At 69.6% G+C, this 18,313-nt stretch carries 16 protein-coding genes; 4 read left to right on the forward strand and 12 right to left on the reverse strand.

Annotation, left to right across the window (positions count from 1 at the left end; translation table 11 throughout):
* Positions 1 to 41 precede the first annotated feature (41 nt).
* The 6 genes from ACIPC1_RS14505 to ACIPC1_RS14530 all read right to left on the reverse strand — a co-directional run bounded on the left by ACIPC1_RS14505 (position 42) and on the right by ACIPC1_RS14530 (position 7,522).
* A complete protein-coding gene (locus ACIPC1_RS14505) occupies positions 42 to 1,349 on the reverse strand; it encodes a M18 family aminopeptidase (protein WP_384377418.1) in 1,308 nt (435 codons plus the stop codon).
* Positions 1,350 to 1,565: 216 nt separating this feature from the next.
* Positions 1,566 to 1,877: a hypothetical protein gene (locus ACIPC1_RS14510; protein WP_402516738.1), complete on the reverse strand. Its 312-nt coding sequence runs from the start codon at positions 1,875 to 1,877 to the stop codon at positions 1,566 to 1,568.
* Between the two features lie 177 nt (positions 1,878 to 2,054).
* A complete protein-coding gene (locus ACIPC1_RS14515) occupies positions 2,055 to 4,301 on the reverse strand; it encodes a hypothetical protein (RefSeq protein ID WP_402516741.1) in 2,247 nt (748 codons plus the stop codon).
* Entirely contained in the window at positions 4,298 to 5,014 is a 717-nt protein-coding gene (locus ACIPC1_RS14520; protein WP_402516743.1) for an ABC transporter ATP-binding protein, read from the reverse strand. Before ACIPC1_RS14520 ends, ACIPC1_RS14515 begins: the two co-directional genes overlap by 4 nt.
* 98 nt (positions 5,015 to 5,112) lie before the next feature.
* Positions 5,113 to 5,448 carry a hypothetical protein gene (locus tag ACIPC1_RS14525; protein WP_402516745.1) on the reverse strand — a complete coding sequence of 112 codons (336 nt, stop codon included), beginning with the start codon at positions 5,446 to 5,448 and terminating at the stop codon, positions 5,113 to 5,115.
* A gap of 232 nt (positions 5,449 to 5,680) precedes the next feature.
* A complete protein-coding gene (locus ACIPC1_RS14530; protein ID WP_402516747.1) occupies positions 5,681 to 7,522 on the reverse strand; it encodes an acyl-CoA dehydrogenase in 1,842 nt (613 codons plus the stop codon).
* Positions 7,523 to 7,749: 227 nt separating this feature from the next.
* Here ACIPC1_RS14530 and ACIPC1_RS14535 point away from each other — a divergent pair, with 227 nt between their 5' ends.
* Positions 7,750 to 8,241, forward strand: a complete 492-nt coding sequence (locus ACIPC1_RS14535) for an SseB family protein (RefSeq protein ID WP_365441298.1) — start codon at positions 7,750 to 7,752, stop codon at positions 8,239 to 8,241.
* Positions 8,242 to 8,353: 112 nt separating this feature from the next.
* Positions 8,354 to 9,325 carry a pirin family protein gene (locus tag ACIPC1_RS14540; protein ID WP_402516749.1) on the forward strand — a complete coding sequence of 324 codons (972 nt, stop codon included), beginning with the start codon at positions 8,354 to 8,356 and terminating at the stop codon, positions 9,323 to 9,325.
* Positions 9,326 to 9,472: 147 nt separating this feature from the next.
* Here ACIPC1_RS14540 and ACIPC1_RS14545 read toward each other — a convergent pair whose 3' ends face one another.
* The 4 genes from ACIPC1_RS14545 to ACIPC1_RS14560 all read right to left on the reverse strand — a co-directional run bounded on the left by ACIPC1_RS14545 (position 9,473) and on the right by ACIPC1_RS14560 (position 11,919).
* Complete coding sequence (locus ACIPC1_RS14545; protein ID WP_402516751.1) at positions 9,473 to 9,862, reverse strand: hypothetical protein; 390 nt, start codon at positions 9,860 to 9,862, stop codon at positions 9,473 to 9,475.
* Positions 9,859 to 10,173 (reverse strand): ribbon-helix-helix domain-containing protein, encoded by a 315-nt coding sequence (locus tag ACIPC1_RS14550; RefSeq protein WP_365441304.1) that lies wholly within the window; start codon positions 10,171 to 10,173, stop codon positions 9,859 to 9,861. Before ACIPC1_RS14550 ends, ACIPC1_RS14545 begins: the two co-directional genes overlap by 4 nt.
* Before the next feature lie 74 nt (positions 10,174 to 10,247).
* A complete protein-coding gene (locus ACIPC1_RS14555) occupies positions 10,248 to 11,177 on the reverse strand; it encodes a MarR family transcriptional regulator (RefSeq protein WP_402516753.1) in 930 nt (309 codons plus the stop codon).
* Between the two features lie 46 nt (positions 11,178 to 11,223).
* Positions 11,224 to 11,919, reverse strand: coding sequence for a DUF397 domain-containing protein (locus tag ACIPC1_RS14560; protein ID WP_402516755.1), 696 nt, complete (start codon positions 11,917 to 11,919; stop codon positions 11,224 to 11,226).
* A 24-nt stretch (positions 11,920 to 11,943) separates the two neighbouring features.
* On the opposite strand from ACIPC1_RS14560, the gene ACIPC1_RS14565 reads away from it, so the two are divergent.
* Complete coding sequence (locus ACIPC1_RS14565; RefSeq protein ID WP_402516756.1) at positions 11,944 to 12,930, forward strand: AraC family transcriptional regulator; 987 nt, start codon at positions 11,944 to 11,946, stop codon at positions 12,928 to 12,930.
* A gap of 85 nt (positions 12,931 to 13,015) precedes the next feature.
* Here ACIPC1_RS14565 and ACIPC1_RS14570 read toward each other — a convergent pair whose 3' ends face one another.
* Positions 13,016 to 14,752: a multicopper oxidase family protein gene (locus tag ACIPC1_RS14570; RefSeq protein ID WP_402516757.1), complete on the reverse strand. Its 1,737-nt coding sequence runs from the start codon at positions 14,750 to 14,752 to the stop codon at positions 13,016 to 13,018.
* 283 nt (positions 14,753 to 15,035) lie between these two features.
* Between ACIPC1_RS14570 and ACIPC1_RS14575 the strand changes: the two genes are divergently transcribed.
* On the forward strand, positions 15,036 to 16,106 hold the full coding sequence (locus ACIPC1_RS14575; protein ID WP_402516758.1) for an AI-2E family transporter: 1,071 nt from the start codon (positions 15,036 to 15,038) through the stop codon (positions 16,104 to 16,106).
* Here the strand turns inward: ACIPC1_RS14575 and ACIPC1_RS14580 are convergent.
* Positions 16,052 to 18,235: a SpoIIE family protein phosphatase gene (locus ACIPC1_RS14580; protein ID WP_402516759.1), complete on the reverse strand. Its 2,184-nt coding sequence runs from the start codon at positions 18,233 to 18,235 to the stop codon at positions 16,052 to 16,054. The two genes, ACIPC1_RS14575 and ACIPC1_RS14580, sit on opposite strands and share 55 nt — an antisense overlap.
* Positions 18,236 to 18,313 lie beyond the last annotated feature (78 nt).

Consider the following 18,313-nt stretch of genomic DNA (forward strand, 5'->3'; position numbering starts at 1 on the left):
ATGCACCGCATGTGGAGGCGTCCGGTTCCGTTACACGGGTCCTAGCCCTCCAGGAACGCCACCATCGCGTTCGCCAGCAGGAACGGGTCGTCCGCGCCGCACAGTTCACGCGCGCTGTGCATCGACAGGATGGCGACCCCGATGTCGACGGTCTTGATGCCGTGGCGGGCCGCGGTGATCGGGCCGATGGTGGTGCCGCAGGGCATGGAGTTGTTGGAGACGAAGGACTGGAAGGGCACGCCGGCCTTCTCGCAGGCGGCGGCGAAGACCGCACGGCCCGAACCGTCGGTGGCGTAGCGGTTGTTGACGTTCACCTTGAGGATGGGCCCGCCGCCCGCGCGCGGGTGGTGCGTCGGGTCGTGCCGCTCCGCGTAGTTGGGGTGCACGGCATGGCCCGTGTCGGAGGACAGGCAGACGGTACCGGCGAAGGAGCGTGCCCGGTCCTCGTACGAGCCCCCGCGCGCGAACACCGAGCGCTCAAGGACGCTGCCGAGCAGCGGCCCGTCCGCGCCGGTGTCGGACTGCGAGCCGTTCTCCTCGTGGTCGAAGGCGGCCAGGACGGGGATGTACGGCAGATACGGCTCACCGGAGTCGGCCGCCGCGACCGCCGCCAGCGCCGCCGTGCCCGCGTGCACGGAGAGCAGGTTGTCCATGCGCGGGCCCGCAAGCAGCTCCTTGTCGCGGCCCAGGTAGGAGGGCGGTTCGACGGAGTGGGTCATCAGGTCCCAGCCGGTCACCTCGCCGGCCGCGAGCCCCGACTCCTCCTCCAGGAACGCGATCAGGTCGCCGTCGCGGACCTGCTCGCCCAGACCCCAAATGGGCTGCAGATGACGCTGCTTGTCCAGCTTCAGGCCCTCCGTCGAGACGGAACGGTCCAGGTGGACGGCGAGTTGGGGCACCCGCAGCAGCGCCCGGTCGATGTTCACCAGACGCGTCGAGCCGTCCCGCAGCGACAGCCGTCCGGCCAGGCCCAGATCCCGGTCCAGCCAGGAGTTGAGCAGCGGCCCGCCGTAGATCTCCACGGCAACCTGGCGCCAGCCGTGCGCCCCGCTGTCCGGGCGCGGTTTCACCCGCAGGTTGGGGGAGTCGGTGTGCGCGCCCACGATCCGGAACGGTGTGTGCGGCTCGGCACCCGCAGGTACGTACCAGGCGATGATCGCACCCCCGCGCAGCACGTACTTCCCGCCGCTCGTCCCCTCCCACGCGTCGGTCTCGGCGACCTGACGGAATCCGGCCTTCTCCAGCCGCTCGGCGGCGTTCGCCACGGCGTGGTACGGCGTCGGGCTCGCCGCCAGGAACGGCATGAGGTCGTCGGTGTGGCCGCGGTCGAAGCGGGGGGGAGTGCTCATGGGGTTCACCTTAACGACGCCAGAAGGCCCGCTCCCGGGGATGGGAGAGGGCCCTCGTAACGGGGTTGTGAAGGGCGGACACGGCCGGACACCTGACTGGAGGGGCGGGTTCCGGTCGGGTGTCCGTCCTTGGCGGAGCACAAGGCCGTCAGTAGCCGGAGCGACCTGGCTCGGCAGTCCCGGGCGAGGGGCCTCAGGAGTGGCGACCGGGCGGTCTCAGTAGTCCCAGCCCGAGCAGTCGTCGTCGTTGTCCTTCACCCATTCACAGACCCGCAGCTTGAAGATCACGCTGCCACCGCCGCTGGTCGCGGTGGTGCCGGTGCCGCTCTTGTTCCACAGGTGGCGCTGCGTGGTGTTGCTCGCGGCCCGGTAGTAATCCGCGTGGGCGTAGGTGGAGGTGTACGTCTTCACGGAGACGAACTCGGAGTCGAGCTTGGTCCAGGCATACGCCTGGTTGTCCGGGGACCACTTCGAGAGGGCCTGGGCCGCGGTGGGCGAGGCTGCGGCGAGGGCCGTTGCGGCCAGCATGATGCCGGCCGTTCTCCTGATTCTGGACATGTCTCTTCCCGTTCCGGCGCTTCGGGGAAGCCCCTGGCGCCACTGATCGATGGTGAGTGATGGGACAACCGGCCGGCCAAGGCAGCCGGTGACGTGCGGGCCGGCCGGAGCCGGGCGCCCCACGCGTACCCGCGGGCGTCTGTGCGGCTATGCGCCGTACGGCCGCCAGCGGGTGGCTTCGTTGATCGCCGAGCGTGCTCCCCAGCACCAGGCGAGGAGGGACAGGAGGGCCAGTCCCATGGCCGTACCCCAGAGCAGGGATCCGGAGAGCTCGATGCCCCGCGTGGCGTCCTCCTGCGGGGCGGCCAGCCAGACGGCGGTCACACAGCCCCACACGATGGCGGACAGCAGGGGAACCAGCAGGCTCCAGGCGGAGCTGGTCCAGAAGAGCCGTCGTCGTCCGGTGAGCACGCTGAGCGGAGCGACCGCCCGGCTCAGCCGTACGAACTCGGCGAGGTTGGCAAGGGCAGCGGCAAGCGCGATCAGCAGGACACCCGGAACGCCGAGGAAGACCACCCAACGTCCATGTTCCGCCGACAGATTGGCGCCGATCAGCCAGGTCTCGCCGAACGTCCCCACGCTCGCGGCGCCGATCGGCAGCCGGTCCCGTACCGTCTGCCGGATCTTGGCCAGGGGCAGTCCGGTCCGATCGGACGAGAGGAGAAGCAACGACTGGGGGGTGTTCTCCTCGGTCAGCTTCGCGGGGAGCGGGTCGCTCCGGCTGACCTTGAAGCCGCCTGTCGCGGGGCCGACCATGACCCACCCCAGCACGGTGCGGAGTGTGACATCGCCCTGGGGAACGTCGACCGTGCGCGTCCCGCGGGACCCGCAGTCCAGGCCCAGTGTCTCCAGCGCGGCGCACGATCCCTGGAGCCGGGTGACCGGCAGCTCGCCGCGCTCCGGGCTGCCCTCCTGATAGACGGCGAGCGTGCGGGTGCCCGCCGGAAGGTCCGCGAGCGCGCGGTCCGCCTGCTCGCGTGTCAGCTGCCCCCCTTTCAGGTCCATCACCAGGACACGCGTCCCGATGGTCTGCAGGGTGGCCGCGGCGGCCTGGGCCGTGGACCCGTACTGCGTGCTCTTGAGCTGAAGCTGGCTGATCAGGACCATGGCGATGCAGACACCGGCCACCAGCCGTGCGGTGATCGCCGGGTGCGCCGCGGCATGGCGGCCCGCCACCAGGGCTCCGGCACTGCCGGTCCGGCGCACGGAGCGGGCGAGTCGGGATCCCACAGCGGCCGCACCGACCGCGACCGCACAGGGCAGAGTGAGCATGACCAGGGCCACGCCTGTGAGATAGAGAGTGGAGCGCAACTGGGAGTGCCTGGCCACGTCGAGCAGCCCGGGCACCCACACGGTGGCGAACACCAGCAGCGGGCAGGCCATCGCGGCCCACTGGACGACCCGCTCCCGGCGCGCCGCCAACCGGGTGGAGCGGGCCTTGGCAGGGTTCGGCGTTCGGTGCAGGGCGCAGACCAGGAGCATTACGGCTGCTGCGGCCGCGCCACCCGCGAGGGCGAGTGCCCGCCACCAGTGGACCAGGTCCGCCGCGGACAGCCGGTAGTCGATCCACGGCAGCGTCACGTCGCCGGTGACTGCGACGGCAAGGGCGGGAAGGGTGCCGAGCAGTGCGCCGGACAGCACGGGAAGCGCGGACTCGCCGAGGTTGAGCCAGAGCCGGTGCCGCCATCCGCCGCCGAGAGCGCTGATGAGCGCGGTACGCCGGTCGCGGGCGGCTGAGCCCATACGGGCTGCGATCACGGTGAGGACCAGGGCGGGGACGAGGAGGAGGTACAGCGCGGTCTGGAGCCGTTCCCGGGGGGCGATGAACAACCAGTCGCCCGAAGAGCCCGGCGCCGAGCCACCGAATCCGACGACGTCGAAGGCCTTGTCCGCGTTGAACTGGCGGTCGGTCGGATTGACGTAGGCGTACAGCTCGCCCGGGCCGGCGAGCCCGGGGGCGGTGATGGTGTCGAGGACTCTGCCGTACCGCTTCTGCTCACCCGCGTTCCTGAGGGCTGTGAGAAGGGCCGGCGACAGCACGGCCTCGCCGGGCTTCGGCCACTCGCCCAGACCGACAGGCAGCGGGGAGCCCGGGGACTCCGGTCTGATGTAGACGACGCTGTACTGCCGTTGGTCGAGCGTGTCGAATCCGTCGATGGCACGCGCTACGGTCTCGCGGCCTGGGAAGTCTGCCTGGAACTGGAGGCTGCGCGAGGCGGAGCGCCGCTCGATGCCGTCGTACGCGGCATACACCGCGACCTCGGCGGTCAGCCCGACCGCGAGCGCGGCGGCCGCGAGAAGCAGTGCGACCCGGCGAATCCGGCCGCCCTCCGCCCGGCGGCCCGCGGCCCATCCCATCCGGAGCAACTGCGAGCGCAGTGAGGAGCGTTTCATCCGGTCACCACCGGGGTTGCCCCGGCTTCGACCAGCCGGCCGCCGTGAAGATCGAGGCGGCGATCGGCGCGTGCCGCCACCGCGAGGTCGTGGGTGACGACGACGAGACCGCAACCCCATCGCTCCGGCACCGCGAAGAGCAGGTCGGCGACGCTGTCGCGGGTCTTCTCGTCCAGCGCGCCGGTCGGCTCGTCGGCGAGCAGCAGCTTCGGCTCGTTGACGAGGGCGCGGGCAACGGCGGTGCGCTGACGCTCTCCGCCGGAGAGGTGCCCGGTCGGGGTGTCCCCGTAGGGCACCTTGAGCTCGCGGAGCAACTCCTGCGCACGCCGGTAGGCCTCGGCGGCGCCGGTTCCGGCGAGCAGCGCGGCGAGCGCGACGTTCTCGACGGGCGTCAGCTCCGGAAGCAGCTCGCCGAACTGGAACACCACACCGATGGACCGGCTGCGGTGCCGCTCAAGCGCGCGCCCGCGCATCCGCACCAGGTCCGAGCCAGCGATCTCGACGCTGCCCGAGCCGGGACGTACCAGGCCGAGTGCGCAACCCAGCAAAGTGCTCTTTCCACTGCCGCTGGGACCGGTGACAGCCACGGAACGGCCGGCGGGCACGTCCAGATCCAGCCCTTCGAGCAGTTCCCGGTCGCCGATGCGATAGCCCAGTCCCCGGATCCTCAGTACGGACGCGGCCTCGTCCGGGCCGTCGTGTTCCCGATTCACTGTGCTTCCCTGCCTGGTGAGTGATGCGGCCTCGTACGGTACGAAGCCCCCTCTGGTCGGCTCGTCGCCACGACCGCGCGGCCTCGTCTGAGGGATGGTCAGGAGTCCCAGCCGGAGCAGATGTCGTCGTTGTCCGCGACCCACTCGCACGCGCGGAGCTTGAACACATCGCTCCCCGAACCGCTGGTCACCGTGGTGTTCACCCCGCTCTTGTTCCACAGGTGCCGCTGGGTTCCGGAACTCGCGGTGCGGTAGTAGTCGGCGTGCGAGTAACCGGACTTCTGCTGCCACACGTTGATGAGGCTGTCGGAGCTGGTCGTGTAGGCGTACGCCCTGTTGTTGGGCGTGAACTTTGACAGCTGGGCGGCGGCCGGAGATGCCCCGGCCAGAGCCAGACCCGCGACAGTGAGCATGACAATGCTGGTCTTCTTCATGTGAACCCCCTGAACATGCCCCTCCCCGGGGCTGGCATGGCCTGATCAGGCCTGTCTGAATGATCATGGGAAAGTGTGGAAAGTGTCAAGAAAATATGTCCACCGTCTGCACACTCGCGGGAACGGTGTGCTCCGGTTTCCTGTGTGCACAAGTCAGTGGCCCGTTCCCGGAATCCGATTCCGGGAACGGGCCACTGACGGGCCGTGCTTCAAGCCGTACGTATCAGACGCGTCAGAACGCCGCCTCGTCCAGCTCCATCAGGTCCAGGTCCACGCCCTCGGCGAGCTTGCGTGCGCCGGTGACGCCGGGGAGGACGGTGGCGGCGAAGAACTTCGCGGCCGCGATCTTGCCGCTGTAGAAGGGCACATCTTTAGCAGACACAGCCTTGGCAGAGGCCGTCTGGAGCTTCTCGGCGGCGACCGCGGCACCGCGTAGCAGCAGGTAGCCGACGACCACGTCACCGGAGGCCATCAGCAGCCGGGTCGTGTTCAGGCCCACCTTGTAGATGTTCTTGACGTCCTGCTCGGTCGCCGCGAGGTCGGTCAGCATCAGGCCGACGATGGTCTCCAGCTCGACGGCCGCCTTGGCGAGCTGCTCGCGGGCGCCCGCCAGCTCCTCGCCGCCGGTGCCGAGCGCGAGGAACTTCTTGATGTCCTCGGCGAGGGAGTTCAGCGCCGCGCCCTGGTTGCGGACGATCTTCCGGAAGAAGAAGTCCTGGCCCTGGATCGCGGTCGTGCCCTCGTACAGGGTGTCGATCTTGGCGTCGCGGATGTACTGCTCGATCGGGTACTCCTGGAGGAACCCGGAGCCGCCGAAGGTCTGTAGGGACTGCGCGAGCTGCTCGTAGCCCTTCTCGGAGCCGTAGCCCTTCACGATCGGCAGGAGCAGGTCGTTGAGCGCGTGCAGCTGCGAGGTGTCCTCGCCCGCCGCCGTCCGGACCGCGATCTCGTCCTGGACGGACGCGGTGTGCAGCACCAGGGCGCGCATGCCCTCGGCGTACGCCTTCTGCGTGATGAGCGCGCGGCGCACGTCCGGGTGGTGCGTGATGGTGACCTTGGGCGCGGCCTTGTCCATGAAGTTCGCGAGGTCGGGACCCTGGACGCGCTCCTTGGCGTACTCAAGGGCGTTCAGGTAGCCCGTCGACAGCGTCGAGATGGCCTTCGTGCCGACCATCATGCGGGCGAACTCGATGATCCGGAACATCTGGCGGATGCCGTCGTGCTTGTCGCCGATCAGCCAGCCCTTGGCGGGGTGCCGGTCGCCGAAGGTCATCTCGCAGGTGTTGGAGGCCTTGAGGCCCATCTTGTGCTCGACGTTCGTGGCGTAGGCGCCGTTGCGCTCGCCCAGCTCGCCGGTCTCGAAGTCGAAGAGGTACTTCGGTACGAGGAAGAGGGAGAGCCCCTTGGTGCCGGGACCGGAGCCCTCGGGGCGGGCCAGCACGTAGTGAAGGATGTTCTCCTCCATGTCGTGCTCACCGGAGGTGATGAACCGCTTCACACCCTCGATGTGCCAGGAGCCGTCCTCCTGCTCGATCGCCTTGGTACGGCCGGCGCCCACGTCGGAGCCCGCATCGGGCTCGGTGAGGACCATGGTCGAACCCCAGGTCCGCTCCACCGCGATCTCGGCGATCTTCTTCTGTACGTCATTGCCCTCGTCGAAGAGGATCCCCGCGAAGGCCGGTCCTGACGAGTACATCCAGACCGCCGGGTTCGAGCCCAGCACCAGCTCCGCGAACGCCCAGATCAGGGACGCGGGGGCGGTCGTACCGCCGATCTCCTCGGGCAGGCCCAGACGCCAGTACTCGGAGTCCATGAAGGCTTTGTACGATTTTTTGAACGACGCCGGTACGGGCGCGGTGTTGGTCTCCGGGTCGAAGACCGGCGGGTTGCGGTCGGCGTCCGCGAAGGACTCCGCGAGCTCGTTCTCCGAGAGCCTGGTCAGCTCGCTGAGGATGCTCTTGGCGGTGTCCACGTCCATCTCCGCGAACGGACCGGTGCCGTACAGCTTGTCGCGCCCGAGCACCTCGAAGAGGTTGAACTCGATGTCGCGGAGATTCGACTTGTAGTGCCCCATGGCGACGGCTCCGTAAGGGATCGGGGAGGCCGAAGCTCTTCGGAGAACTCGGGGCCTCGTTACACGTACCAGCTAGTAGCTACGATGATGCTACCCGTCGGTAATAAGACGCAACCCCGGACGGGCATCTGTGACGAGGCAGTCCGCCGGAGGCGGGCGGGCATCCCGTCCCGCCCGTCGCTCCCGTACCTGCCCGCCCGGACGGCCGTCTCGGTACGCTTGCGCCCATGTACGGCTATGACCAGAACGCGGGCGCACAGCAGGGGTACGCCGCGCCCCAGCAGCAGATGCCCGGGCAGATGCCGGGCGGCCAGATGCCCGGCGGGTACGGGCAGCAGCAGCCGCTCTACCCCGAGCCGTCCCCGCCGTCCCTCGCGGACGCGGTCCGTGCGTTCACCACGGGGTCGATGGCAGCCGAGGACTTCCAGCAGGTCTTCGCCACGTCGAAGGTGTACTGCCCGCGTGGCGACAACCCCGGATTCCTCGCGCTGCACAACACCCAGCAGCCGGTCATCCCCATGTTCACCTCCCTCAAGGAGCTCCGCCGGTACGCCGGCAAGGAGTCCAAGTACTTCGTGATCACCGGCGCCGAGGTGATCGACCTGCTCCCCACCGGCTACGGCTTCGTCCTCGACATGGAGGGCGAGCACCGCATGGTCTTCGACGCGAAGGCCGTGGAGCAGATGGTGGACTTCGCGATGCGCCGTATGTACGGCTGACGTACCTGGAGCAGTGCTGGACGCCCGGAGGGAATGCCCTCCGGGCGTCCGTCGTTACAGGTGGCAGAAAGTTCAACAATCAACTAAAGTGAACGCACAAGGAGGTACCGACATGCCTGCAGTGACCGTCGAGAACCCGTTGGCCCTGCCCCGTGTGGTGGCGCCCGCCGATGCCGTGGCCCGCCCGGTGCTCACCGTGACGACCGCGCCCGGTGGCTTCGAGGGCGAGGGGTTCCCGGTCCGCCGTGCGTTCGCCGGGATCAACTACCGCCACCTCGACCCGTTCATCATGATGGACCAGATGGGTGAGGTGGAGTACGCGCCCGGAGAGCCCAAGGGCACTCCTTGGCACCCGCACCGCGGCTTCGAGACCGTGACCTACATCATCGACGGCACCTTCGACCACCAGGACTCCAACGGCGGCGGCGGCACCATCACCAACGGTGACACCCAGTGGATGACCGCGGGCTCGGGCCTGCTGCACATCGAGGCTCCGCCGGAGGCGCTCGTCATGTCCGGCGGCCTCTTCCACGGCCTCCAGCTGTGGGTGAACCTTCCGGCCAAGGACAAGATGATGGCCCCGAGGTACCAGGACATCCGCGGCGGCCAGGTCCAGCTGCTGTCGACCCCCGACGGCGGCACGCTCCTCCGCGTCATCGCCGGTGAGCTCGACGGCCACGAGGGCCCGGGCATCACCCACACGCCGATCACCATGGTCCACGCGACCCTGGCGCCCGGCGCGGAGCTGACGCTCCCGTGGCGTGCCGACTTCAACGGCCTCGCGTACGTCCTCGCCGGCCGCGGCAGCGTCGGTACGGAACGTCGCCCGGTGCACACCGGTCAGACCGCCGTCTTCGGCACCGGCACCTCGCTGACCGTCCGCGCGGACGAGCAGCAGGACTCCAACACCCCGGACATGGAGGTCGTCATCCTCGGCGGACAGCCGATCCGCGAGCCCATGGCCCACTACGGCCCCTTCGTGATGAACACCCGCGAGGAACTCCAGCAGGCCTTCGAGGACTTCCAGAAGGGCCGGCTCGGCACGGTTCCGGCGGTGCACGGGATGTCCGAGGGCGGGCTGTAAGCGACCGGTTGACTGGTCGTCGAACGCCGGAACCGGCGTCCGTCTCCTGCTGAAGCGTCAGCGGAGACGGGCGCTTTTTCGGTCGGCACCGCTCCGGAAGCCGACGACGGCACATTCCCCTGCACGTTCTTCAAGGCGCTCGGCGCGTCAGTCCGTTCTCCCGTTGACGGGCAGCACAGACACTCCGAAGCCGCGGTACTCCTGCGGTTCAGTGGTGGCGATCTCCCACCCGGAGACGAGACTTGCCGCGACCGCGTGCAGGACGTGCCAGCCCTGCTCGGGAAAGAGCCCGGCCCCGATACGCCCCATGGTGTCAGCGACGATCCGGTCGATCACGGTGACCTCGACCGCCGGGAGCTGTGCCAGGTGCGCGGAGACGCCCGGCCGGTTCCGGGTGGCCTCGGCGAGGCAGAGTGCGGGGACGGACAGCGTGTAGAGCGGGTCCTCATGGGCTGCTACGACGAACCCCGAGAGCCTTCGATTTCCGCGGCCCAGCGCGAGCAGACCATGGTGGTCCAGGACGATCCCGTCGCTCACGCCGCCGCGTTACCGCCCGTACGGCGTGCGGCCGTACGGGCCTTGCTCGCGGCCAGCATCCCACGGGCTTCGACGACTTCCTCCTCGCTCAGCGGCTGCCCGCCGAGCAGGGTCTCCTCGATGTACGCGCGAGCCCGCTCGGCATTGCGCCGTCGCTCCACGCGGCTGCGCATGGTCTCGTTGATCGCCGCCGAGAGCGAAGAAGCCTCTCCCGCTTCGACGAGACGCTGCAGCTCTTCGAGTACGTCAGGGTCCAGGGTTACGGAGATGGGCTTCTTGGCGACCATGATGCGAGGGTATCGCATGGTCATGCGATGAACTCCTGTTGTTGGAAGGGTAACTGGTTTGCGAGGCGCGGACCGCTGAGGTCGGAGGGCTCCACAGGTCAGGTGCGACACGGTTCGCGGAGTGCGATGCGCAATTGGTCGACGCGATGGCGTACGACGTCTGCGGAAAGCGCGGCATGTGAGGCCGTGGCGGCACCGGCGCCCGCGTCCCGGCACGTGCGGCACAGGCCTCCGGGCAGGGCCTCCGGGCGGCCGGGTACGCCGCAGTCGGTGCACTCCATGAGGTTGCGAGGCGTGCGGACGTCAGGCGTGGGTAGTTCGGGCGGCATCTTGTCGCGCAGTCGTCGCTGGACGAGGGCCCGGGGTGAGTGCACCTGTTCGGGGAGCCCGGCTGCGAGGCTCCGCAGCAGTTGGGTCGTGTCGGACCCGCGGGCCAGCCAGTCGGCGGCGAGGCCTTCGAGGGCGGCGCAGTCGGCGGCGGAAAGCGTCAAACGCGGTTCGGTACGGCCGAGTTGGGCGAGAGCCGTATATGCGGGGGACGGACCCGCCTTCTTTGGTCGTACGTCGCTGGGGGCGCCCTTCGGTGCGGGCTCGCGGGGTGCCCGGGGCGCTACGGGATCCGGTTCGGCACCTGGTACGTCACCGTCGAGGAGCCGGGCCCACCATTCGTTGTCACGTGCGGTACGGGACCAGTAGGTGTGGAACACCCACCGGGTTCCGGTGTCGCTGCCCTCGGCTCGGAGGCGTACCCGGCGCAGATGCCCTGTCGCGGAGAGGTTGTTGAGCGCGGTCCGGACGGCCTGCTGGCCGTAGAGGGGGAGGGCTTTCGCGAGGGTTTTGGCGTCCATCGCGGCGCCGTCGGGAAGGCGGTCGATGAATCCGGCGACGTACGCCTCGCGGGCGGGCAGATGTCTGAAGGTGACTGCGCGGGCGGGCAGTGGGTCCGAGGCGGAGCGCTTGCCGTAGCCGGGGTTCGCCAGGGGGTGTGCGGCCGTGGGCAGGGCGACGTTAGAGTCGTCGTAAGCCATGAGATCGCTCTTTTCGATCTTGAGGTCAGACCCCGGTTTGGTGCTGCTAACACCTGCCGGGGTCGTTTGTTGCTGCGAACGGTAGACGGTCGCGACGGTGCGTCGCAAGCCGATCACGAAAAGTCATGTTCGCTGGTGTGTAGGGCAGTTGAGGCGCGGGGAGGGTGGGAGGGTGGGTTGGACCCACCGCCCATTCCATGCAAAGGGAACTCGGGTCCCGGCCGCCGAAGCTCAAGCTCCGGCGGCGTACGCGACGAAGGCGGCCCAGGCGTCCGAGGCGACCGCGAAACCGGGGGCTCCGAGGGCCGGGCTTCGAGTCCCGGACGTGGATGGCGTGGGGGGCGTCACTGTGGCTGGACCTGCGCCAGGTGTAGGCGACTTCCAGGCAGGCGTCGCCCGAGGAGTCGCTGTAGCTGGACTTGAACCACGACACTTCGGCGCTCATAGTTCCTCCGCCACGCGTACCGCCACGTGAAGGTCTCCCCCGGGGCCGTGAGATCCGGGCCCGGACGACGAGTCGGGCCGAGGCCTGGCGCTGGTGGCCGCGCCGGCCGACCAGGGGGCGCGGGCCCACGCGAGGGCGGCATGGGCAAGACGGTCCGGTTCGAACTCGCTCACCCGCTTGCCGGTTGAGCGGCGGCCGGGTTTGTGTGATCGGCAGGTTGACGGCCCTAACACGGGTCGGACATCCGTGTGCGCGATAGCCGCCGAACGCCTGCTGGGGACACTCCGGCGGGGCCATCCTGGTGTCGACGAGGGAGCGGCCATGGAGGCGCAGCAGGAACAGCCGGCTGAGTTCAACACCTACAGCACGCGGGCGGTGGAGGAAGCACACGCGGCGATCAACGCGCACTACTACGACTTTCGCCTGGACGTACTGGGAGAGACGGACGACTTTGTCACGGACCTCTCCGTCGTCGATCTGGGCGGACTGACCGTCGGCAAGATCAGCTTCGGTACGCCGATCAGGGCGCGGACGGGCGAACTGGGCTTCTACAACCTGGCGGTGCCGCTCACCGGCTCCCACAGCGCGCGGCAGGGCCGGGGACCGACCTCGTATGCCACCACCAGCCGCACGGTGGTCTTCGACCCCGCAGGCGACATGCTCATCGACGACTGGTCGCCCGACTGCGCCATCATCACGGTAAAGGTGGACAAGGCGGCGCTGGTAAGGCAGTTGGAGACGCTGTTGGGCCGCGCGGTGCACCGTCGCCCGGTCATCGCGCCGATCATCGACACCAGTCGCGGTCCGGGGCGCAGCTGGACGAACCTGGTGTCGTGGAGCCTGCTGGACCGGGACGTGCCCAACGGCCTGCTCCAGCAGCCGATGTTCGCCAGGCGGATCGAACAGGCGCTGCTGGAGGGCCTGTTGCTGGCGAGCGACCACCAGTACCGCGCGGCACTGGAGGCACCACCCCCGTCCATGCGGCCCGCCGCCGTCAAGCGGGTGATGGACGCGGTGCGCGAGCGCCCGGCCGAGCCCTACGACGCCAGTCAGCTCGCCGTCATCGCCCAGGTCAGCCTGCGCACCCTCCAGGAGGCGTTCCGCAAGAACCTGGGCATGTCCCCGATGACGTACGTCAACGAGGTGCGGCTGCAACGGGTTCGGGAGCAGCTGAGGGTCTCGGCGCCGGGCACGGTCACCGTCTCGGACGTCGCCTACCGGTGGGGGTTCGCGCACCTGGGCCGCTTCGCGCACCGCTACCGGGCCCGGTTCGGGGAGTCCCCGTCCCAGACACTGGGCTCCGCCTGACCCGTGGGGCCGACCGTGCTCCGTGCGGCAACGGTGGCCCCGCCGGGCGGACAGGGGGAACTCGGTGTCTCGGAGACCGGCAGGGTCAGGAGACGATGCGGTACCTGGCCATCATGCAGTCGTCCTCGTGGTCGATGAGGTGGCAGTGCCAGACATAGCCCTGCAGGCTTTCACCGCTCTGCGACGTGAACACCGCGTCGGGGTCGAAGCCCAGCTCGTCGGCGGTCGGGAAGCGGATCAGGACGCGGGTGACCGTGTTCAGCGGACACAGCACGGTGTCCTTCAGCCCGGCCTCCCAGGGCGCCGGGGTCTGACTCTGCCCGGTCAGGTAGGCATCGGTCGGCGGGGCCCAGCGGTTGCCCATGGACGGGGCCGGGTTGGCCTTGAGATAGGCGTTGATGTCGAAGGACTGGCGGCTGAGGACACGCATGTTCACCAGATGCAGGTGAACGGGGTGGTCCTCCACGGTGGAGTTGACGATCTCCCAGACCTCGGTGCTGCCCTGCTTGGGCTTCTCTATCGGATCGTCGCCGTAGCAGAGGTTGCTGAGCGCCATGCCCTCGCCCGTCAGCGTCAGGCCCACCACTCGCCGGGTCGGTACCGGCACGGCCGGCGGCAGGGCAGCGGGCTGGGACGGACCGCCCCGCAGGACGGTCGGCGCGGCCTTGGTGAAGCCCGTGCTGCTGGAGACGGTGAAGCGCATGACCCGGGGCAGGCTGTAGCCGCCGGTGATGGCGGCGATGGAGGGGTTCACCTGCTCGTCGTTGCGCAGCTCGACCGTGTCGCCGCCGGACAGGGCGGAGAAGTCGATCAGCAGATCCGCGCGCTCACCGGGACTGACCCGGATCGACGTGGTGCTGACACCGCTGTTGAGCAGACCGCCGTCGTTCCCGATGACCCGGAAGGGCATGCTGTTGGACAGATAGAGGTGGTACGCCCGCCAGTTGGACGCGTTCAGCAGCCGGAACCGGTACAGCCCGCGCGCCACTTCCAGCGACGGCATCACGACACCGTTCACCGTCATCGTGTCGCCGACCATGGGCTCCTGGAGTGTGCCCTCGGGGGTGCTGCGGGCGGTACGGGGATTGAGGGAGCCGTCCTCGTTGAAGCGGTGGTCGGCGATGATCAGGGGTATCTCGTAGTCGCCACTTGGCAGGCCCAGCGGGTTGCTTGAGGTGCCGGTGTCGAACTCGTCCCGGATCAGGTACATCCCGGCGAGCCCCGCGGGGACGTTCAGCCGGGTGAGCGCCATCGCGTGGTCGTGGTACCAAAGGGCGGTGGCCTCCTGCCCGTTGGTGAACTCGTAGGTCATCGACGCGCCGGTGCGGAAGGTGTTCTCGGTGTGCCCGTCGAACTCGGGCCGCACGACCGCGCCGTGCAGATGGACCGAGGTGCGGGGCCTGGTGCGGTCCTCCTCGGACGCGCCGTCCAGGGTGGTGTCGACCGAGTTGGCGAACAAGTGGCCGTTCAGGTTGTTGGTGAACGTGAGCTTGAGCTTCTCCCCCGACCGGGCCTCGATCGTCGGACCCAGATACGGCTGCCCTCCGAAGGACCACGTGGGCGCGGTGCCCAGGTCCCGGTGGAAGCGGTGGCTGGACCGGGCCATCGACAGGGTGCGGTCACCGCTCAGCGACGGGGGGATCCACAGGTCGTCCACGTAGGGCGTCAGGTCCGGTGAGGGGTAGGTGAGTTGGTCGCCCGGAGAGGTCTGTTCCCCGGCGGGGGCGACCGCCATGGCCCGGGTCACCGCCCCGACCGTTCCCAGGGCACCCAACACCATCCCTGCGCTCAGCAGTCGGCGACGTGAAATTCTGTGCGACATGGAGTCCGTTTCCAAGTTCGTTGGTGGGGGGTCGGACGAACGGAGGAAGGCGTCGCAGGGGCTCACTGAGCCACACCTGAGCCAAAGATCACTCCGGTCGTCCGCGGCCACAGAATTGCACACCAGTGAGCAAAGAGTCTACCGCGGTTGGGTCACGTGAGTTCGTGGATGACAGCCGATCAGAAATCATCCTGAACCGGGCAGTTGGGGTACGAACCCGCTGCGTCACCCGGCTGGACCGTTCCGGCAGGACGGCCCGCTCCTGCCGTGGTCGGGTGGGCGTGTGCAGCTACTTCCCGAAGACGCCCGGCGGTTGGCGGCCTGGTGTGCGGTGGTCCTGCTGGCCGCCGGGGTCGGCTGGGTCGGCGTCGAGCTGTGCTCCCAGGTGCGGACGGCGGTCGTGCCGGTGCTCCTCGCGCTGCTGGGGACGGCCCTGCTGGGACCGCTGTACCAGCGGCTGGTGAAGGCCCGGGTGAACCGGTCGGTGGCGGCCGGGCTCACCTGTGTCGCGGTCGTCGCGGTGGTCGGCGGGGCCGTCTACGTCGTCGTCGCCGCGCTCATCGACACCGGCGACGAGATCGTGTCCTCGCTCAAGGAGGCCGCCAAGTCGGTCTCCGAACACTTCGGAGCGGCGGGCACGTCACTCGACGACCTCGCGACCAACGCCAAGGACCTGCTGTCCAAGTTCGGCGGTACGGCGGCCTCCGGGGTGATCAGCGGCATCAGTGTCGTCGGCGAGGTGATCGCCATGGCGGTGCTCGCCCTGCTGCTCGTCTTCTTCTTCCTCCGGGACTCCCACCGGGCCGTGGGAGCCCTGCGGTCACTCGCGCCGCGCGGCACCGCGGACACCGTCGAAGCCGTGGCCCGACGTGCCTTCGAGGCCGTCGAGGGCTTTATGCGCGGGACGACGATCATCGCGTTCATCGACGCCGTGTGCATCACGGTCGGACTGCTGATCCTCGACGTTCCGGGCGCGGTGGGACTGGGCGCGCTGGTCTTCGTGGGCGCGTACATCCCGTATCTCGGCGCGTTCCTCTCCGGCGCGGTGGCCGTGCTGGTCGCGCTCGCGGACCGGGGCGTCGTCATCGCGCTGTGGGCGCTCGGGGTGGTGCTCGCCGTGCAGGTCCTCGAGGGCCATGTGCTACAGCCGATGATCCAGAGCCGGACCGTGCAGATGCATCCTGCGGTGGTGATGCTGGCGATCACCGCGGGGGCGTCCGTCGCGGGGATCCTGGGCATGCTGCTCGCCGTACCGCTGACGGCGGCCGCGTTCGGGGTGCTGTCGGAGCTGCGGACGCGCTACTCGGCGGAGGCGTCGGACGAGCCGTCGGAAGCGTCGGGAGCGGGCTCGTAGAACTCGAACCAGATGCTCTTCCCCTCGCCCCGCGGGTCCACGCCCCACACGTCCGCGAGGAGTTCCACGAGGACCAGCCCACGCCCGGAGGACGCCAGTTCGCCCGGGTGGCGTCTGTGCGGCAGATCGTCGCTGGCGTCGGTGACCTCCACCCGCATCCGGCGCTTGTCGCCCTCTCCGGTCACCTCGGCGAGGAGGAGGGCGTCGGCGTCCGTGTGCACGAGGACGTTCGTCATCATCTCGGAGACGAGGAGGACGGCGGAGTCGAGCTGGTCCTCGGACGTCCAGTCGTGGAGGAGTTCCCGCACCTGTCGGCGGGCGACCGCGACACCCTCGGGCTCGGCCTGCGCCACGGTCAGCACGGTACGGCGCGTGAAGGACCGTACGGCCGTGACCGTGTCGCCGCAGCCGCAGCCCGGCCCTATCCGGCACAGCAGCAGCACGGCTATGTCGTCCTCGCGTCTGTCCACCAGCGGACCGGGGGTGTGGTGCGAGGAGGGCCCGTGGACGGCCTGGACCAGGGCGTCGGCGAGGGCCTCCATGTCGCCGTCGTGGGCCTCGAGGATCCGGCGGATGCGCCGCCAGCCGGTGTCGAGGTCGTGGCCACCGGTCTCGATCAGCCCGTCGGTGCAGATCAGCATGGTCTCGCCGGGCTCCAGGACGAGCCGGGTCGTCGGATAGTCGGCGTCCGGGTCGATGCCGAGCGGCAGCCCGCCCGCCGTGGGGCGCGTCAGCACGGTCCCGTCCGCCATGCGTATCGCCGGGTCCGGGTGCCCGGCACGGGCGATGTCCAGCGTCCCGGTCTCCGGGTCGACCTCGACGTACAGGCAGGTCGCGAAGCGCATGTCACCGGCGTCGCCCTCGCTGTCGCTGCCGCCGCTGGAGCCGTACGTCACCGAGTCCGTGACCCCGTACAGGAAGCGTGAGGCGCGGGAGAGCACCGCGTCCGGGCGGTGGCCCTCGGCGGCGTACGCGCGCAGCGCGATCCGGAGCTGGCCCATCAGGCCGGCCGCGCGGACGTCATGGCCCTGGACGTCGCCGATGACGAGGGCGAACCGGCCGGTCGGGAGCGGGATCATGTCGTACCAGTCGCCGCCGACCTGGAGCCCGCCGCCGGTGGGGACGTAGCGCGCGGCGACGGTCATGCCCGGCATCTGGGGGCCCAGCGTGGGCATCATCGAGCGCTGGAGGCCGTCGGTCAGTTCCCGCTCGGTCTCGGCGGCGCCGGCGCGGGAGAGGGCCTGGGCGAGCATGCGGGCCACGGTCGTCAGGACCGCGCGTTCGTCGGGTGTGAAGGTGACGGGGTAGGCGAAGGCCGCCATCCACGCGCCCATCGTGCGGCCCGCGACCGTCAGCGGCAGGAACGCCCAGGACTGCCGGCCGAAGCGCTGGGCCAGCGGCCAGGAGACGGGATAGCGCTCCTTGTAGTCCTCCGGGGAGGAGATGTAGACGGCGCGGCCGGTTCGGACGACCTCCGCGGCCGGATAGTCCGTGGTGAGGGACATGTGGACGAACGGTGCCTCGTCGCCCGGCTGCTGCCCGTGGTGTCCGATGACCGTCAGCCGGTCGCCCTCCGCGCCGAAGACAGCGAGCCCGTCCGGCGAGAACCCGGGCATCGACAGGCCCGCCGCGACCCGCAGTACCTCCGCCGTGGACCGGGCCTCGGCCAGCGCGCGCCCGGCGTCCAGCAGGAACGCCTCGCGCGAGCGCCGCCAGTCACCGGTGATGGGCGTGCGCCACGCGGCGTCCGGCGAGGGCTCGGTGACCTCCTGGAGCGTGCCGATCATGTCGTACGCCGGCTTTCCCGGGGTGAACATCGGCTTGGAGCGGCAGCGCAGCGTACGGACCACCCGGCCCTGCCCGTCCATGATCCGGACCCGAACCTCGGCGAGGGTGCCCTCGGCGACGGCCAACTGGACGACCGCGGTGATCTCGTTCCAGTCGACCGGGTGCATCCGGGCGCGTGCGCGGGCCCGCGTCAGCGTGGAGGGCTCCGCGGGCAGGCCGAGCAGCCGTGCCGCCTCGGCGTCGACCGTGACCAGCCCGGTGGCGGTGTCCCAGCGCCATACGCCGGTCGCGAGGGCGGCCAGGACGTCCCCCACGGCGGGCACGGGCTCACCAGTTCGCATTGACCCACTGTAGGGAGAGGGGATCCGTACCTGCCACCTAGACCTGTCGCGGTCGCAGTGGGCTGCGGCGGGGTTATA

Source organism: Streptomyces sp. NPDC087263, from assembly GCF_044744645.1.
Classification (GTDB): domain Bacteria; phylum Actinomycetota; class Actinomycetes; order Streptomycetales; family Streptomycetaceae; genus Streptomyces.

Excerpts from the sequence above, each read along its gene's own strand:
- ACIPC1_RS14550 (WP_365441304.1), bottom strand. The coding sequence starts at position 10,173 with ATGACCATGCGATACCCTCGCATCATGGTCGCCAAGAAGCCCATCTCC.
- ACIPC1_RS14560 (WP_402516755.1), bottom strand. The coding sequence starts at position 11,919 with ATGGCCCCGCCGGAGTGTCCCCAGCAGGCGTTCGGCGGCTATCGCGCA.
- ACIPC1_RS14555 (WP_402516753.1), bottom strand. The coding sequence starts at position 11,177 with ATGGCTTACGACGACTCTAACGTCGCCCTGCCCACGGCCGCACACCCC.
- ACIPC1_RS14525 (WP_402516745.1), bottom strand. The coding sequence starts at position 5,448 with ATGAAGAAGACCAGCATTGTCATGCTCACTGTCGCGGGTCTGGCTCTG.
- ACIPC1_RS14565 (WP_402516756.1), top strand. The coding sequence starts at position 11,944 with ATGGAGGCGCAGCAGGAACAGCCGGCTGAGTTCAACACCTACAGCACG.
- ACIPC1_RS14535 (WP_365441298.1), top strand. The coding sequence starts at position 7,750 with ATGTACGGCTATGACCAGAACGCGGGCGCACAGCAGGGGTACGCCGCG.
- ACIPC1_RS14515 (WP_402516741.1), bottom strand. The coding sequence starts at position 4,301 with ATGAAACGCTCCTCACTGCGCTCGCAGTTGCTCCGGATGGGATGGGCC.
- ACIPC1_RS14540 (WP_402516749.1), top strand. The coding sequence starts at position 8,354 with ATGCCTGCAGTGACCGTCGAGAACCCGTTGGCCCTGCCCCGTGTGGTG.
- ACIPC1_RS14505 (WP_384377418.1), bottom strand. The coding sequence starts at position 1,349 with ATGAGCACTCCCCCCCGCTTCGACCGCGGCCACACCGACGACCTCATG.
- ACIPC1_RS14510 (WP_402516738.1), bottom strand. The coding sequence starts at position 1,877 with ATGCTGGCCGCAACGGCCCTCGCCGCAGCCTCGCCCACCGCGGCCCAG.
- ACIPC1_RS14580 (WP_402516759.1), bottom strand. The coding sequence starts at position 18,235 with ATGCGAACTGGTGAGCCCGTGCCCGCCGTGGGGGACGTCCTGGCCGCC.
- ACIPC1_RS14570 (WP_402516757.1), bottom strand. The coding sequence starts at position 14,752 with ATGTCGCACAGAATTTCACGTCGCCGACTGCTGAGCGCAGGGATGGTG.
- ACIPC1_RS14530 (WP_402516747.1), bottom strand. The coding sequence starts at position 7,522 with ATGGGGCACTACAAGTCGAATCTCCGCGACATCGAGTTCAACCTCTTC.